General features: G+C 70.8%; 12 protein-coding genes. 3 read left to right on the top strand and 9 right to left on the bottom strand.

Annotation, left to right across the window (positions count from 1 at the left end):
• Position 1: 1 nt before the first annotated feature.
• From AB0H54_RS31655 to AB0H54_RS31635, 5 genes are all read right to left on the bottom strand, one after another.
• Entirely contained in the window at positions 2-2,761 is a 2,760-nt protein-coding gene (locus AB0H54_RS31655; protein WP_357350440.1) for a nitrate- and nitrite sensing domain-containing protein, read from the bottom strand.
• A gap of 377 nt (positions 2,762-3,138) precedes the next feature.
• Positions 3,139-4,161 carry a hypothetical protein gene (locus AB0H54_RS31650; RefSeq protein ID WP_357350438.1) on the bottom strand — a complete coding sequence of 341 codons (1,023 nt, stop codon included), beginning with the start codon at positions 4,159-4,161 and terminating at the stop codon, positions 3,139-3,141.
• Between the two features lie 46 nt (positions 4,162-4,207).
• Positions 4,208-4,714 carry a hypothetical protein gene (locus AB0H54_RS31645; protein WP_357350436.1) on the bottom strand — a complete coding sequence of 169 codons (507 nt, stop codon included), beginning with the start codon at positions 4,712-4,714 and terminating at the stop codon, positions 4,208-4,210.
• Positions 4,715-4,754: 40 nt separating this feature from the next.
• Positions 4,755-5,522, bottom strand: a complete 768-nt coding sequence (locus AB0H54_RS31640; RefSeq protein WP_357350434.1) for an alpha/beta fold hydrolase — start codon at positions 5,520-5,522, stop codon at positions 4,755-4,757.
• Positions 5,519-6,829: a TerD family protein gene (locus AB0H54_RS31635; RefSeq protein WP_357350569.1), complete on the bottom strand. Its 1,311-nt coding sequence runs from the start codon at positions 6,827-6,829 to the stop codon at positions 5,519-5,521. The genes AB0H54_RS31640 and AB0H54_RS31635 overlap by 4 nt, the downstream gene beginning before the upstream one ends.
• A 205-nt stretch (positions 6,830-7,034) precedes the next feature.
• Here AB0H54_RS31635 and AB0H54_RS31630 point away from each other — a divergent pair, with 205 nt between their 5' ends.
• The gene (locus tag AB0H54_RS31630) at positions 7,035-7,907 is read left to right on the top strand and encodes a tyrosine-protein phosphatase (RefSeq protein ID WP_357350432.1); all 873 of its coding nucleotides are present in this window, start codon (positions 7,035-7,037) and stop codon (positions 7,905-7,907) included.
• A 56-nt stretch (positions 7,908-7,963) separates the two neighbouring features.
• On the opposite strand, the gene pheT is transcribed toward AB0H54_RS31630, so the two are convergent.
• Positions 7,964-10,465: a phenylalanine--tRNA ligase subunit beta gene (pheT, locus tag AB0H54_RS31625; protein WP_357350430.1), complete on the bottom strand. Its 2,502-nt coding sequence runs from the start codon at positions 10,463-10,465 to the stop codon at positions 7,964-7,966.
• 18 nt (positions 10,466-10,483) lie between these two features.
• Positions 10,484-11,545 (bottom strand): phenylalanine--tRNA ligase subunit alpha, encoded by a 1,062-nt coding sequence (gene pheS / locus AB0H54_RS31620; RefSeq protein WP_357350428.1) that lies wholly within the window; start codon positions 11,543-11,545, stop codon positions 10,484-10,486.
• 751 nt (positions 11,546-12,296) lie between these two features.
• Here pheS and AB0H54_RS31615 point away from each other — a divergent pair.
• A complete protein-coding gene (locus tag AB0H54_RS31615) occupies positions 12,297-12,674 on the top strand; it encodes a hypothetical protein (RefSeq protein WP_357350426.1) in 378 nt (125 codons plus the stop codon).
• A gap of 58 nt (positions 12,675-12,732) precedes the next feature.
• Here the strand turns inward: AB0H54_RS31615 and AB0H54_RS31610 are convergent, their stop codons facing one another.
• Positions 12,733-14,166, bottom strand: a complete 1,434-nt coding sequence (locus AB0H54_RS31610) for an MFS transporter (RefSeq protein ID WP_357350424.1) — start codon at positions 14,164-14,166, stop codon at positions 12,733-12,735.
• A gap of 107 nt (positions 14,167-14,273) precedes the next feature.
• On the opposite strand from AB0H54_RS31610, the gene AB0H54_RS31605 reads away from it, so the two are divergent.
• Positions 14,274-14,855 carry a TetR/AcrR family transcriptional regulator gene (locus tag AB0H54_RS31605; protein WP_357350422.1) on the top strand — a complete coding sequence of 194 codons (582 nt, stop codon included), beginning with the start codon at positions 14,274-14,276 and terminating at the stop codon, positions 14,853-14,855.
• Positions 14,856-14,862: 7 nt separating this feature from the next.
• Here AB0H54_RS31605 and AB0H54_RS31600 read toward each other — a convergent pair whose 3' ends face one another.
• Positions 14,863-15,660, bottom strand: coding sequence for an RNA methyltransferase (locus AB0H54_RS31600; RefSeq protein WP_357350420.1), 798 nt, complete (start codon positions 15,658-15,660; stop codon positions 14,863-14,865).
• Between the last annotated feature and the right edge of the window lie 18 nt (positions 15,661-15,678).

The raw sequence follows: 15,678 nt of genomic DNA, 5'->3' as shown, positions 1-15,678 counted from the left end.
GTCAGTGGGTCGGATCGTGCGGGGTGGTACCGGGTGTGGTGTCGCCGCCGCGTTCGTGGCCGGTGCGGAACGACGAGAGCATGGTGCGCGTCTGGTCGGGGGTCCGTTCGACGACCGGCGGCCGGTCCTCGCGGAGCACCGGTTCCCGGCGCGGACGGTCGGGCGAGCCGGTGATCTTGGCGCGCTTGCTGCGCTTCACCAGTCCGTTGCGGGTCCGTTCGACGGCGGCGGGGCCGGTCGGGTCGACGGCCGCCAGATCGTGCCGGATACCTGACGCCGGCGCGTCGGCGCGCGCGACCTCCGCGGAGTCACCGTGCGCCACGCCGTTGCGGCCGCGGTCGGCGGCAGGAGTCGTGCTGGGGCGCACCGGGTGCGCGCCCGGCGTGTGCACACCGTTGCGCACCCGATCCGCGCCGGGGGCGCCGTTCGTGCCGAACGACGCCGGTCCCAGACCGTTACGCCCGCCGCTCGGGTCGGCGGATGCCGGTGCTCCGCCGTCGCGTGGGTGATCGCCCGCGCCGGGGATCGCCGGGGCCGGATCGGTCGGTGTGCCGTGGTAGCCGATGGCATTGGTGGTGCTGCTGAGGAACTGCGCGTAGACCGAATCGCCGGGGGCGGCGGCGCCGTTGAGCGGAGCGGAGTCGGGGTTGCGGCTGTGCCGCGATCGGTCGGGCGCGTCGAACCGCCAGTGCTCCGTCAGCGCGTTCGGCGACCGGGAGTCATCTTGCACGACAGCGGCTCCGGCGACGTCCGGCGCGACGGCCGTGCCATTGCGCCCCGGCGGCACGTCCGCGCGGCCGGACTCCGGTGCGCCGGAGCGGTCCCGGGCGGCGGCCGGTTCGACCGGGCGGGCGCTCTCGTCGACGAGAATGCTCGGCGGCAGCAGTAGGCGGGCGACGATGCCGCTGACCGGGGAGGTGTTGAGCTCCACGTCGATGCCGAGGCGACCGGCCAGCCTGCCGACGACGTAGTGCCCGAGGTAGCGGGTGGAGGCGACGATGAAGTCCTGTTCGCCGCGCAGCCGCGCATTGGCCTCGGCGAGCTGGTCGGCGGGCATGCCGACACCGTGGTCGACGACGGCGAGCAGATACCCGCCCGCCACCTTGCGGCCGTAGACCTCGACCTCGAGGTCGGGCGGGGAGAAGGCCAGGCCGTTCTCGATGAGTTCGGCCAGCACATGGGCGAGTTCGCTGACGACCGCGCCCGCGATCGCGATGTCGTCGACCCGGCGCAGCACCACCCGGCGGTAGTCGTCGACCTCCGACAACCCGGCCCGGATGACATCGGTGAGCGCGATCGGCTCGGCCCACCGGCGCGGGCTCGCCTCACCGACGAGCACCAGCAGGCTCTCCGCGTTGCGCCGCATGCGGGTGGCCAGATGATCGAGTTCGAACAGGTTCGACAGCGCCTTCGGGTCCAGTTCCTCGCGCTCGAACTCGCTGATCAGCCCGAGCTGCCTGCGCACCAGGTTCTGGTTGCGGCGGGCCAGGTTGGCCATCGACTCGGTGGTGTTGCGCCGCACCAGCGCCTGCTCGGAGGCCAGGTCGAAGGCGGTGGACTGCACCCGGTCCAGCGCACCGGCGACCGCGCCGATCTCCGCGCTGGCGCCGGGCGGCGTGCGCACGGGCGCGGGCGGTTCGGGGCGGCTGTCGGCGGACCCGCGCCACGCGGCGATCACCTCGGGCAGCCGGCTCGACGCCACGTCGTCGGCTTCGGCGGCGAGCCGGGCCAGCGGGCGGACGATGGCCCGGATACTCGCGAACACCAGCGCCACCTCGGCGGCGATCGCCAGCAGGGCAGCCAGGGCGAAGGCGGCCAGGATCAGCGCGGCGTCGCGGCGCAGGTCTTCGGCACGGGCGCGCACGTCGTCGCCGACGCCTTGCTGCACGACGCGCTGTTCGTCGATGACGTCGGTCATCCGCGACCACCACACCGCCGGGTCGACGAGCTGGGTCAGCGGACCCGCCGTGGAGGCGATCGCGACATTCTCCGATTCGGCTGCCAGCGTGGCACTCTCCCCCGCCATGACCGCGTCGAGCCGGTCCTGCTGGGCTGGCGTGGCGTCGCGGTCGAACTGGGTGAGCGCGGCATTGCGGGCGGCGCGGATGTCGAGGAACTGCACGTACTCCCCCGGCCCGAACTCCCCGGCGGCGAACACACCGTTGAGGAAGCCGCGTTCGCGCGCGGTGAACTCCTTGGCGTCACCGAGGGCGTAGAGCGCCTGCAAGCCGTGCCGCACCGCCGGATCGCGAGCCTGGTCCAGGCCGAGCGCCAACCGGTTCATCGCGTCGATGCTGTCGGAATAGAACTGGAAGGCCGCCGGGCGCGAGACCGTGCGCGTATCGATCTGCGAGCGAACGCCGGGCAGACCGGCCAGATGCCCCAGCGCCGAGCGGACCTCGCCCGCGCCGGGCGGATCGGCCGCGATGATGCCCGCCAGATTCCGCAGCGCCGCGTCGGTGCCCGCCCGCTGCTCGGTGACCGGGGCCACCAGCCGCTGGTCGCCGCCGAGCAGACCGTTGCTCAGGCCGCGTTCGCGCTGCACCTGGTGCACCAGATCCTGGGCGGCCAGCGCCACCGCGACCGCGTCGACGGTCTCGCCACTGCGCCGGAAGGCGCTGATCTGCCCCGCCATCGTCAGGCCGAGCAGGGCGAGCACCAGCACCAGCGAGACCGCCAGGATCCGGGCGAGCTGCCCGGCGATGGTGCGCGGCCGGATCAGCCTGCCGCCCGCGGCCTGCCGACGGGAATGTGAACGCACCACCTGCTCCTTCGAAACACCGGCGGGTGGATTTCCCGGCGGCCCACTGAAAGTCAGGTGTCAACTTGCACTGCCCGGACGGCAGGGTCAATCCGGGACAGCGTAAGAACGTGTTTCGTGCACTGATCTCAACATGCCGGAAATCAACGGGGCTTTCTGTGTCCGAAAGCTCACAGCCCCCACCGCAATTGCGTGACCGGCCCGTTCGATGCGCGACACATAGCGACTGATAGCGGCCGTGACGCCGCCCACATTTCCGGCGACGCGTTTCCGGTGCTCGACCGAAAACGCGCGCGCGTCAACCGCTCCGAAATGAACGATAGCGAGACGAAATACGAATCCCCGGGTCATTCCGGAATTTCGAGACCGAACGGTGATTACTCGCCGGCGAGAATGCCGAGCACCTGCTCGGAGAAGAAGAACGGCTCGAGCCGCTCCCGGATCAGCCCGGCCAGCACACCGTTGCGCTTGGCCGACTCGATGACGGCGGGACCGTAGCGCAGGATCTCGGTGGCGACGTCCTCGGCGTTCAGGCCGAGCTCGGGCAGCATCGCCGAGAGCGTGTGCTTGCTGTACTTGTCGTAGAACACCTCGACGCACTCGCGCACGAGCATGCCGAAGTATTCCTTCTCCCTGGTCGTCACCGCGATCTCGTAGCAGATCTGGACCAGTTCGTTGAGGTCCTTCTGGGTCAGGTACTCGCGCAGGCCGGCCACCGGCTCGTCGGCGTGCAGGTCCCAGAACTCCATGGCCGCCGAGTGCACCGGCGCGTCGCGCAGCATGTCGCGGATGGCGTTGTTGGTGCGCTTGAGCGCGAACAGGGCGCCCTTGCCCGCGAGGTCACCCACGAAGGTGCTGTCGGCGACCTTCTTGGCGCGGTTCGCGGCGGACTGGCCCAGCGACATCAGCGAGGAGACGCCGGGGATCTTCTCGGCGCGTTCGCGGTTGGCCTGCATGAAATCGCCGATCAGCTTGTCGACGAAGCGGGCCGCGACGGTGGCCACCAGCGGGCTCTCGGTGAGCCGGTCCAGGATGCGCTCCTGGGCCTGGTGCATGCCGAAGATCTTCTCCAGCAGCGCCTCCACCGGCTCCCGGTCGACGACGTCGCCGAGGGTGTACTCGGTGTTGGCCGCGATGTGGTCGTAGATCGCGTCGGAGAAGATGCCGACGGTGTCGGCGATGACGGGGCTGCCGCCGATGCGGTCGAAGACGGTCGCGACGGTCTCCTCACCCTGTTCGAGCGAGACCACGTCACCGAAGACGATGGTGTCGCCGACGGCGAGCACCGCGGCCACGTCGCGCGCGATCACCTCGGCGAACCGTTCGCCGGTCACCTCGGCGAGCAGGAACTCGACCTGCGCGTCGAGTAGTCGTTCGGCGATCTGGCGCGCCTGCGTCATCGGGTCCACCCATCACGGTCGTTGCATCGGACGGGAGACCTTGCGGCTACTTGTCGTCGGCTCCGGAATCGTTGCGCTGCATCGATTTCCGGATCTGGTCCAGACGCTCGCGCGCGGCTTTCTCCCGCGCCTCCCACTGTTCGTCGGCACTGCGACCCGCGGGGGTCTGCCGGTCGAGCTCACCCATTCCCTGCGCGGTGCCGAAGCGCTGCTCGACCTTATCGCGAACCGCGTCGAAAGTCGGTACTCCGGAAGTGGAATACCCGCCGGTCGCAGTGGGTGCGGCCGTTCCGGGCAGGCCATGCGGTACCGGCGGTACCGGCATGGCGCCTCCGACCTGCTCCGATGCGACGGACACCACATCGGCGTCCAGGACATCCGTGTCCAGAGTCACAGGGCCACCGGTCTCGGCATGACCGGCCTCGACCTGGGCGAGCGCGGCGGCGACGGCGCCGAGGCCCGGCCGCCCGGCGACGGCGGCCCGCAGCACCGACACCAGTTCGGCGTCCGGCAGCGCGGCCAGGTGACCGAGGATCTCGCTCGTTTCGCTCATACCGCCAGGCTACGCAGACCGGTGCGACAGGCCCAGGAGATCAGGCCAGGAAGGTGTCGGTCCACGCGACGATGCGCCGGGGCCACGCCGGGCCCAGCGCGTCGATGACGTCGTTGTGGCCCGCGCCGGGGACGACGACCAATTCCTTCGGCTCCCCGGCCGCGGCGAACAGCCGCTCGGCGTGGCGCAACGGGAGCAGTTCGTCCCGGTCGCCGTGGAACATCAGCACCGGCACGCGGAGTTCGGCGATCCGGCGCAGGCTCGGGTACGCGTTCGGGATCAGCGGCGCGGGCAGGAACGGATAGACCGACCGGGCCGCCGCGCGCATGCTGCTGAAGGTCGACATGAGCAGCAGGCCCGCGGGCGGATGCTCGGTGGCCAGCTCGAGCAGGACGCCGCCGCCGAGCGACTTGCCCAGGTACAGCACCCGCTCCGGGTCGACCCCTGGCTGGTCGAGCAGGGCGGCGCGGACCGCCCTGGCATCGAGATAGGTGCCCTGCTCGCCCGGCGCGCCCGTGCTGTGGCCGAAACCGCGGTAGTCGAAGGCGAGCACGTCGAATCCGGCCCGGACCAGCAGCGCGATGATCGGCACCCGGTCGCCGATGGTGCCCGCGTTGCCGTGGGCATAGAGGATGTGCCCGCGCGGGCGGTCGGCGCGCACGAACCAGCCGTGCACGTCGACGCCGTCGGCGGTGCGCATGGTGAGGTCGCGGTAGTCGAGGCCGAAGGCGGCGGGGGTCTGGGCGACATGCTTGTCCGGGTGGTAGACCAGCGCGTTCATGACCCGGGTCGCGGGATGTCGGATCACTTGCCGCGGCCCGCCTGGAAACCGAAGTCCCAGTGGTAGAGCCGGGCGATCTCCACGACGCCGCCGCCCGGCTGACCGGCCGGCGGCCGGACGAAGGTGCCCTCGCGCCGGACCACCAGCTCGCCGTTCACGTTCTCCAGCACGGCGAGCACGGCGTCGCGGGAGTTGTCGGTGCAGCCGTCGAGGGTCATCTCGATCGGCGCCGAGTTCGCCGGATGCAGGGTGACGGTGGCGTGCACGCCGCGGAAATCGCTCGCGCCGTCATAGATCGAGGCGAACACCAGGATGCGGCGGAAGAACCGGGTGTAGTCCAGATTGATCGAGAGGTTCTCGCCGGTGATGCTGGCGCCGGTGCGGTCGTCCTGGTCCAGGTGGATGAACGGCGGTTCGTACAGCGCGCCGAACCGGCGATCCAGCGCGCGCACGGAGCCGATCGCACCGTTGACCAGCTCGAAGAAGCAGCACAGATCGAGGTCGATGTTCTTGCCACGCAGCTTGCCGAACAGGCGACCGGAGGCGGCCATCGAGGTCCAGTTGAGGTTGACCCGCATGACGCCACCGGTGGCACCGTGCTTGGTGAGCGAGACCGAAGGCGCTTCCTTGGTGAGCGAGACCTTGCCCAGGTTCACCGGTGGCGCTGAGGGCGGGGCGTACGGCTGCGGCTGGTTCGGCTCGGCCGGAGCGAACGGCTGTGTCGGCGGCGCGGAGGGTTGCCCGGCCGGCGGGTACGGCTGCGGGGCGGGCGCGAAGTGCGGTGGGGCCGGTTGCGGTCGGGGCGGGGGTGGAGTGGGGGCGTCGTCGACGGTGATGCCGAAGTCGGTGGCCAGGCCGGCGAGGCCGGAGTCGTAGCCCTGGCCGACGGCGCGGAACTTCCACGCGCCCTGGCGGCGGTACAGCTCACCCAGGACGAAGGCGGTCTCGGTGGTGGCCCCGGTGCTGTCGAAGCGGGCGACCTCGGCGCCGGTGGCCGCGTCGAGCACCCGGATGTAGAGGCCGTGGAACTGTCCGAAGGTGCCGCCGTCGGCGGAGGCGGCGAGCACGATCGTCTCGATCTGCGGCTCCACCTGGACCAGGTTCACCGACAGCGTGTCGACGACGATGTCGCCCTGCTGTTTTCCTTCGTGGCGCACCGCGCCCGACGGGTGCACGGCCTGGTTGTAGAAGACGAAGTCGTCGTCGGAGCGCACCTTCGCACCGGCCAGCAGCAGCGCGGACGCGTCGGCGTCGGGCACCCCGGCCCCCGACCGCCACCCGAGTTCGACGCGGACGGCCGCAGCGGGGACCGCGACATTGGCGCCTTTCATCATCGACACACCTGCCAACCTAGCCCGCCCACTCGCCCCGCCCAAGCCGCGCGGTCGCGGCGGCGGGGTGAAACACCCGATCTCGGTGACCGGGTCGCGAGTCCTGTTGGACGGTGCCCCGTTCCGGGAAGCAGCGGATGGGCAGCCGGGCGCCCCTAGCGTCTCGCGAATGAGCAATTCAGTTGTAACGCGGAAGCGGAAGTCGTTGTTGTCGTTGGTATCCGTGCCGCTGATGGCCGTCGGGCTGGTGGCGGTGGGGTTGGTCGGCACCGCCGACGCCGCCCCCGGCGGGGGCGCGCCCACCCGGATCGACCTGCAGGGCGCCGCCAATGTCCGGGACCTGGGTGGGTACGTCACCTACGACGGGGCGAAAGTCAAGTCCGGCAAGCTCGTTCGGGCCGACGCGCTCGCCAAGCTGACCGATGCCGATCTGCAGAAGCTGGCGGCGCTGAAGGTCGGGAAGGTGATCGACTTCCGGACCCCGGCCGAGATCCAGTCGATGGGGGCCGACAAGCTGCCCGCCGGCGCCGCGCTGGTGGCCCGGCCGATCGACGACGGCGGCATGTTCGTGAAGATGTACCAGGCGATCTCGTCGAAGGACCCGGTGCAGCAGCAGAACATGCTGGGCGACGGCAAGGCCGAGCAGATCATGCAGAACGTCTACCTCAACTTCTTCACCCCCGACGCGCTGGGGAAGTTCGGGCAGTCGGTCCGCGATCTCGCGGACACCGGGAACGCCACGCTGTACCACTGCACCGCAGGCAAGGACCGGACCGGCTGGCTGTCCTACGTGACCCTGCGCGCCGTCGGCGTGCCGGAATCGGTGGCGCGGCAGGACTACCTGCTGTCGAACCAGTACCGGGCGGCGGCGGACGCCGCACTGCGGGCCCAGCTGAAGCAGGCGGGCATCATGCAGAACCCGGATCTGCTGATTCCCCTGCAGGAGGTCCGCGACGACTACCTCGAGGTCGCGCTCGCGCAGATCGACGAGAAGTTCGGGGACTTCGGCAAGTACCTCACCGACGGACTCGGGCTCGACGGCTGGACCCTGATGAAACTGCGGAAGAACCTGGTGTCCTGACCGGAGGAACGACGAAGGCCGCCCGGCGGGATGCCGGGCGGCCTTCGCGCGGTGGATCAGCCGCGCAGTTCGGCGCCGACCGCGGTGCCCGCCGCGGCGACGGCGGCATCGCGCGCGGCGCTGGCCTCGTCCTCGGTGAGGGTGCGGTCGGTGGCGCGGAAACGCAGGGCGTAGGTGAGGGACTTGCGGCCCGCCCCGGCCTGGGCGCCCTCGTAGACGTCGAACAGCGCGATGTCCTCGAGCAGGTCACCACCGCCGGTGCGCAGCGCCGCTTCGACGCTCGCGGCGGGCACGGCCTTCTCCACGCTGACCGACACGTCCTGCAGGACGGCGGGGAACGCCGACACGGTAGGCGCCGGACGGGCCTGGGTCAGCGGCAGCGCGTCGAGGTCGAGTTCCAGCGCGCAGGTGCGCGGCGGCAGACCGGCACGCTCGAGCACGGCCGGGTGCAGCTCGCCCGCGTGGCCGACCACGACACCGTCGACGACCAGTTCCGCGCAGCGGCCCGGATGCCACGGCAGGTGCACCGCGGCCCGGCGCTCGACGGTGACACCGGCGGCGTCGGCGACGGCGTCGACCAGCGCGAAGGTGTCGGCGGCCTCGGCCTGGCGGCCCGGGCCCCAGGGTCCGCGCGGGTCGCGCTTGCCGCTGAGCACCGCGGCCACGTGCACCGGCTGCGCGGGCAGCGACGCGGTGAGCTCGGCGATCTGCTCGTCGGTGGGGCGCCGGTCCACCGGCAGTGCCTCGACCGCGTGGGTCCCGGCGCCGGGCAGCACGACCTGGGCGATGCCGTAGATCGTGAGGTCGCGGGCGCCGCGGGAGATGTTGCGGGCGGCCACTTCCAGCAGACCGGGCAGCAGGGTGGTCGCCAGCTCGGGCCGCTCGGTGTCGAGCGGGTTCAGCACGCGGGTGGTGTTGCGGCGCGGATCGCCCGCGTCCAGGCCCCACACGTCGAACACCCCGGCGGGCAGGAACACCGGCGCGGGCACCTCGACGCCACCGGCGAAGGCCAGTGCCCGGCTCACGGCCCTGCGCCGCTTCTGCGCGGCGGTCAGACCGCGACCGGCGGGCGCGGACGGCAGCACCGACGGGATCTGCTCGAGACCCTCCAGGCGCAGCACCTCCTCGACCAGGTCGGCGGGCTGGGCCAGGTCGGGCCGCCAGCTCGGCGGGGTCACCAGCAGCTGGGTCTTGCCCGCGTCGTTGACCTCGATCTCGACTCCGGCGCCGATCTGGGCGAGCCTGCGCACGGCGGTACCCGCCGGGTAGGTGACGCCGGCGACGCGGTCGGGCAGGTCGATGTCCATCGCGATCGGGGCGACCGGCGCGAGCGGCACCCGGATGTCGGTGAGCATGGCTTCGATGGTGCCGCCGGTGATCTCGGCCAGCAGCGTCGCCGCCCGGTCGAGCGCGACGATGTTGATCTCCGGGTCGACGACGCGCTCGTAGCGCTTGCCCGCCTCCGAGACCAGCTTGTGCCTGCGCGCCGTGCGGTACACCCGCAGCGGGTTCCAGGTCGCGGCCTCGAGCACCACGTCGGTGGTCTCCGGGCCGACCTCGGTGCTCGCGCCGCCCATCACACCGGCCAGCGAGACGACGCCGGAATCGTCGGCGATCACCACGTCCTCGGCGTCGAGCGTGCGCTCGGTGTCGTCGAGGGTGCGCAGGGTCTCGCCCTTGTGCGCCGAGCGAACGACCAAGCCGCCGTTGAGCTTCGCCGCGTCGAAGGCGTGCAGCGGCTGGCCCAGTTCGAGCATCACGTAGTTGGTGACGTCGACGGCGGGCGAGATCGGGCGCATGCCCGACAGCATCAGCCTGCGCTGCAGCCACAGCGGGCTCACCGCGTTCGGGTCGATCCCGGTGACCCGCCGCGCGCCGAACCGCGTGCACTCGGAGTCGGCCTCGAGCCGTACCGGCCAGGCCGTCGCGTCGCCGTCGGGCAGCGTCCGCACGGCGGGGTCGGCGTATTCGAGGTCGAAGCCGCAGGCCAGCTCGCGGGCCAGGCCGCGCACCGAGAAGCAGTAGCCGCGGTCGGGGGTGATGTTGAGCTCGATGATCGTGTCGTCGGTGCCCAGCAGCACATTCGCGTCGTCACCCGGCTGCGCCGAGCCGGGCTCGAGCACGAGGATGCCGTCGTGATCCTTGCCGATGCCGAGTTCGGCGACCGAGCAGATCATGCCGTTGGAGGTGTGCCCGTAGGTCTTGCGGGAGGAGATCTTGAACCCGCCCGGCAGCTCACCACCGGGCAGCACCACGACCACCAGGTCGCCGACCGCGAAATTGCGGGCGCCGCAGACGATCTCCTGCAGCTCGGGGTTGCCGACGTCGACCTTGCAGAAGCGGATCGGCTTCTTGAACTCGGTCAGCTCGGTGATCTCGGCGACCCGGCCGACGACCAGCGGCTTGTCGATGTCACCACCGATCGGCTCGAGCTTGTCGACCTCCTCGACCTCCAGGCCGACGCGGACGAAACCGGCGTCGAGCTCTTCGGCGGACACCGACCATTCCGGGGTGGTGCGCTGCAGGATCTCGGTCAGCCAGGACTGCGCTACTCGCACGTGACTTTTCGCTCTCTCTCAGGACCGGATACCGAAGGGCAGGGTGAACCGCACGTCACCCTCGACGATGTCACGCATGTCGGGGATGCCGTTGCGGAACTGCAGCGTGCGCTCCATGCCCATGCCGAACGCGAACCCGGAGTACTCCTCGGGATCGATGCCGCTGGCGATCAGGACCTTCGGGTTGACCATGCCGCAGCCACCCCACTCGACCCAGCCCGCGCCGCCCTTCTTGTCCGGGAACCACACGTCGACCTCGGCCGAGGGTTCGGTGAACGGGAAGTAGTTGGGGCGCATACGGGTTCGGGTGTCGGGGCCGAACAGCGCGCGCGCGAACGCGTCCAGGGTGCCGCGCAGGTGAGCCATGGTCAGGCCCTTGTCGATGGCCAGACCCTCCACCTGGGAGAACACCGGGGTGTGGGTGGCGTCGAGTTCGTCGGTGCGGAAGGTGCGGCCGGGGCACACGACGTAGATCGGCAGCTCGCGTTCCAGCATCGAACGCACCTGCACCGGGGAGGTGTGCGTGCGCAGCACCTGGCGCGAACCCTCCGGGGCGATGTGGAAGGTGTCCTGCATGGTGCGCGCCGGGTGGTCGGGCAGGAAGTTGAGCGCGTCGAAGTTGAAGTGCTCGGTTTCGACCTCGGGACCCTCGGCGACCTCCCAGCCCATGCCGACGAACACGTCGGCGATCTGCTCGGAGATGACGGTGATGGGGTGGCGGGCACCGACCGGCTGACGGCGCGCGGGCAGCGTGACGTCGATCTTCTCGGCCACCAGCACGGCCTGATCGCGCTCTTCCAGCAGCGCGGCGCGGCGCGCATCGAACGCGTCGGACACGCGCTTGCGGGCGACGTTGACCCGCTTGCCCGCGTCGGCCTTCTCGTCCTTGGGCAGCGTGCCCAAGCCGCGCTGAGCGAGCGCGATCGGCGACTTACCGCCGATGTACTCGGTCTTGGCGACCGCCAGCGCATCCAGATCAGCCGCAGCGGCGAACGCCTTCTCGGCCTCCGCTGCCGCTGCCGCGAGTGCCTCCTCGGTCAGCAAGGCGTTCTGCTCGACTCCACTGTTGTCGTCGGCCACGATCGTTCGACTCTCCCCTGGGGATCGGTTCACGGGTGCGTCATTGCCTACCCGTATCGGTGCTGCATAAATCCTATGGGATCGGCTTCGCGCGATTCATCCGGATTACCGGCGGCGCGATCGAGACCGTGCTAGTGCGCGCTGGAAGGTCCCGATATGGACCGACAAGTCCAGGTCAGACGGCCTTCCCCGGGTCTCGACCAAGATCGGCGACTCGCCGCGAAATCGTGGGAACCGAATCGCTTCGAGTCCCGTCCAACCGTTCATACACATCAGCGTGTTCGACTCGAGAACAGGACGACTCGATGCCGGAACAGACTTGCGATTCGACCCCACCCCCGGGCCCCCGCACCCGCCGGACGGCCCCGGGCAGCGGACTGGCCCTGTGCGGACTGGGCATCCGGGGCCACCGCCACCGTCCCTTCCCCCGCGCAGCGGGCCCCTGCCCCCAGCGACCGATCGGGCCGCGGGAAACCGAGCCAGACCAGGGCGCCTCCCCTCGACCGGAGGACCTCGGTTGACGGCCGATCCGACGTCACGGACCCGGAGCACCGCGGCGGGGAGCGGGCTGGGCCGGTCGGGTCTCGGCGTCGGGTCCAGCCGCCGACCACCCCGGAGCCTGGAGTTCCGGTCGTGCCCGGACGGTCCCGTCGAGCCGGGAACACCCGGACCCGGACGATCGTGGGCGAACCGGGCCACACGGGCCCGGCGGGCCGAACCCTGCGTACCCCGGTTGTATGTGCGGTTCCAGATGGCTCATCCGGATCGGTGGGGGCGGTTTCCCGGTGTCTTCGCGCTGGTGGACGGCTTGTCGGCGGCGGGGCGGTTGACGGTCGCGCAGGAGCGGTTCCGGCGCGTCGGCAACGAGTGGTTGACCACGCACCTGGTGAATCCCTATGCGCCGCACCGGCAATCCGACGGTCGGCGGCTGCACCCGCGGGCGAGCGCGTGGTTCACCTCGACGGCCGCGGACGCGATCGACCGGGTCGGTGGCTATCTCGACATCCTCGACGAGCACGGGATCGCGTGGGCCCGGCTCGACACCGATACACCGGGCGTCATCGTCTACGACGATCCGCGGCAGGTCCTCGCCGTGCCGGTCGGGTCGACCGGCGCCGATCGGCGCTGACCAGGCGGACACGGCGCTGGTCCGCGCACCGGACGGCACGCGGACCAGCGCCGCGGGATCAGGCAGCCCTGGTCGCGTGCCGGGGCAGGAAGACCGCGATGACGGCCGCGACGGCGACCAGGCCCGCGCCGACCCAGACCGCGGGGACGAGCCCGTCGACATAGGACTGGGGGTCGGTGTAGGCGCCGTAGGAGGCGAAGACCGAGGCCAGGATGGCGATGCCCATGGCGACGCCGACCTCGCGGACGGTGCTGTTGATACCGGAGGCCATGCCCTGGTCGTCGGGGGCGGCGCTGTCCATCACGATCGTGGAGGACGGGGCGAAGGTCAGACCCATGCCGATCCCGCCGAGCACGAAGGGCGCGACGAAGTTGATGTAGGGCAGGTCGACGGTGATGATCAGCGCCATCCACGCCAGCGAGAGCGCGAGGCAGACCTGCCCGGCGGCGATGAGGAGCCGGGGTCCGACCCGGTCGATCACCAGACCGGCCAGCGGCGCGACGACCATCGGAACCATCGTCCACGGCATCGTGCGGATGCCCGATTCGAGCGGCGAGTAACCCTGCACCACCTGGAAGTACTGGGCCAGCAGGAAGATCGCGCCGAACACCCCGGCGGAGAACGCGAAGGAGACGAGGAAGCTCAGGCTCAGGCCACGGGAGGCGAACATGTGCAGCGGGAGCATCGGATCGGCGGTCCGGTTCTCCCAGACCACGAAGACGGCGAGCAGCAGACCGCCGCCGATCAGCGCGGTGAGCACGGCCGGTGCGGTCCAGCCGTCGTCGGCACCGTGGATGACGCCCCACACCAGGGCCAGCACGCCGCCCGCCGAGAGCACCAGACCGACGAGATCGAGCTTGCGCGCGGCGCCGAAGGACTCACCGAGCATGCGCGCCGCGAACGGCATCGCCAGCAGGCCCACCGGAACGTTCAGCCAGAAGATCCACTGCCAGTTCAGCCCGTCGACGACCGCGCCGCCGACCACCGGACCGACCGCGATGCCCAGGCCCGCGATCCCGCCCCAGATGCCGATCGCGGCGCTGCGCATCCGCTCGGGGACCGCCGCCGCGAGCAGGGTCAGCGACAACGGCATCACGGCCGCGCCGCCCGCACCCTGCACGGCGCGCGCCGCGATGAGCATCCACGGTTCGGTGGCCATGGCGCAGGCCGCCGAGGCGACGACGAACAGCGCGATACCGGCCAGGAAGACCCGGCGCCGCCCGATCCGGTCACCCAGCGCCGACGCCGTCAGCAGCAGTGAGGCGAAGGACAGCGTGTAGGCGTTGACGAACCACTGCAGGTCCGAAAGTGACGCTCCCAGTTCGGTTTTGATCACCGGTAGAGCGTTCGTCACGACGAGGTTGTCCAGCGTCACCATGAACATCGGCACGGCGACCGCGGCGATGACCGCACCGAGCGGCTTGGCCTTCGCACCCGCGGCGGGCGGCGTCTCGGCGGTGGACGTGCCGCCTGGATCGAGTGTTTGCGTCATCTCTCCGAGCCCCTTGGTTGTTATTCACTGATAACTACGCTCAATGGTTATGCATCGGCTGATAACATGTCAAGTGAAAGGGGACTGACCAGGAGGTGGACAACCGGATGGACGGCACGACCAGAACGCGGATGACCGCGTCGCAGCGCAGCGCCCAGGTGCTCGCCGCCGCCGTCCAGGCATTCGCCGAATCCGGTTATGCCGCAACGAAAACCGACGAGATCGCCCGGTTGGCCGGGGTATCCCAACCCTATGTGATCCGGCTGTTCGGCACCAAGCAGCAGCTGTTCATCGCGGTCCTGCACGAGGTCTGCGCCCGCATCGAGCAGGTCTTCCGCAGCGCGGAGATCGAGCCCGGCGCCGACACCGCCACGGCGCTGCAGGCGCTCGGCAAGGCCTACGAGGTCTTCCTCGAGGAACGCGTCCTCCCCCTCAACCTGCTGCACGGGGCCGCCGCGAGCGCCGATCCCACCATCGGCGAGCACATGCGCGAACGCTTCGGCCGGATCTACCGGCTGATCGGCGAACTCACCGGCGCCGACACCACCGAATCACGCCGCTTCGTCGCCAGCGGCATGCTGCTCACGATCATGACCGCCATGCAGGTGGCGGGCGCGGCGGCGATCCCGCTCCCCTGGGCCACCGAGATTCTCGACGACATGCGCGAGAGCATCGACCCGCACTGCTGAGGCGGCACTAGCGCGCGTGCTGGACGCGCGCGCTCGCGTAGAGGCAGATCGCCGCGGCGGCAGCGAGATTCAGGCTCTCGGCCCGGCCGTGGATGGGGATGCGGATACGGTGATCGGCCCGCGCCGCGACGGCGGGGTCGAGGCCGTGGGCCTCGTTGCCGAAGAGCCAGGCGACCGGGCCCGCGAGGATCTCGTCGGCGGAGTCCAGATCGACCTCACCGTTGGCGGCGGTGGCCAGGATGGTCACGCCCGCCGCGGAGATCGCGTCCAGGGTGGCGCCGATGTCGCGACTGCGCGCGATCGGCACATGGAACAGGCTGCCCGCGCTGGCGCGGACGCATTTGCCGTTGTGCGGGTCGACGGTATCCCCCGCCAGGACCACGCCATCGGCACCGACCGCGTCGGCGACCCGGATCAGGGTGCCCGCGTTGCCGGGTTCGGCGATCTCGACCGGCACGGCGAGCATCCGCGGTCCGCGCTCGAGGACGTCGGTCAACGGCACATCGATCAGGTCGCACACGGCGACCAGACCCGGCGCGGTGACGGTCTCGCCGAGATGCTCGGCGGCGCGATCACTGACCAGCGTGGTGCGCACGCCGTCGGCGGCGGCACCGGCGATCAGCGCGGTCTCGCGCCCGGCGGCCGCGACCGAATAGAACAGCTCACAGACGCGGCCGGTCTCCAGCGCGGCGGTCACGGCATTGGCGCCCTCGGCCAGGAACTGGCCGGTCTTGCGGCGCTGCGCGGCGCGCTGGAGCTTGACAGCGGAAACGACCCGCGGATTGCGCTCGGAGAGCGCGTCCACGGGTCGTTCCGACAGATC

This window comes from Nocardia sp. NPDC050718 (genome assembly GCF_040654235.1).
Lineage (GTDB): Bacteria > Actinomycetota > Actinomycetes > Mycobacteriales > Mycobacteriaceae > Nocardia.
This window is presented reverse-complemented; position numbering and strand designations above follow the sequence as displayed.

What these genes read in the sequence shown, in the direction of transcription:
- AB0H54_RS31615 (WP_357350426.1), top strand. Translation starts at nt 12,297, where the DNA reads ATGGCTCATCCGGATCGGTGGGGGCGGTTTCCCGGTGTCTTCGCGCTG.
- AB0H54_RS31635 (WP_357350569.1), bottom strand. Translation starts at nt 6,829, where the DNA reads ATGATGAAAGGCGCCAATGTCGCGGTCCCCGCTGCGGCCGTCCGCGTC.
- AB0H54_RS31610 (WP_357350424.1), bottom strand. Translation starts at nt 14,166, where the DNA reads ATGACGCAAACACTCGATCCAGGCGGCACGTCCACCGCCGAGACGCCG.
- AB0H54_RS31650 (WP_357350438.1), bottom strand. Translation starts at nt 4,161, where the DNA reads ATGACGCAGGCGCGCCAGATCGCCGAACGACTACTCGACGCGCAGGTC.
- AB0H54_RS31645 (WP_357350436.1), bottom strand. Translation starts at nt 4,714, where the DNA reads ATGAGCGAAACGAGCGAGATCCTCGGTCACCTGGCCGCGCTGCCGGAC.
- AB0H54_RS31605 (WP_357350422.1), top strand. Translation starts at nt 14,274, where the DNA reads ATGGACGGCACGACCAGAACGCGGATGACCGCGTCGCAGCGCAGCGCC.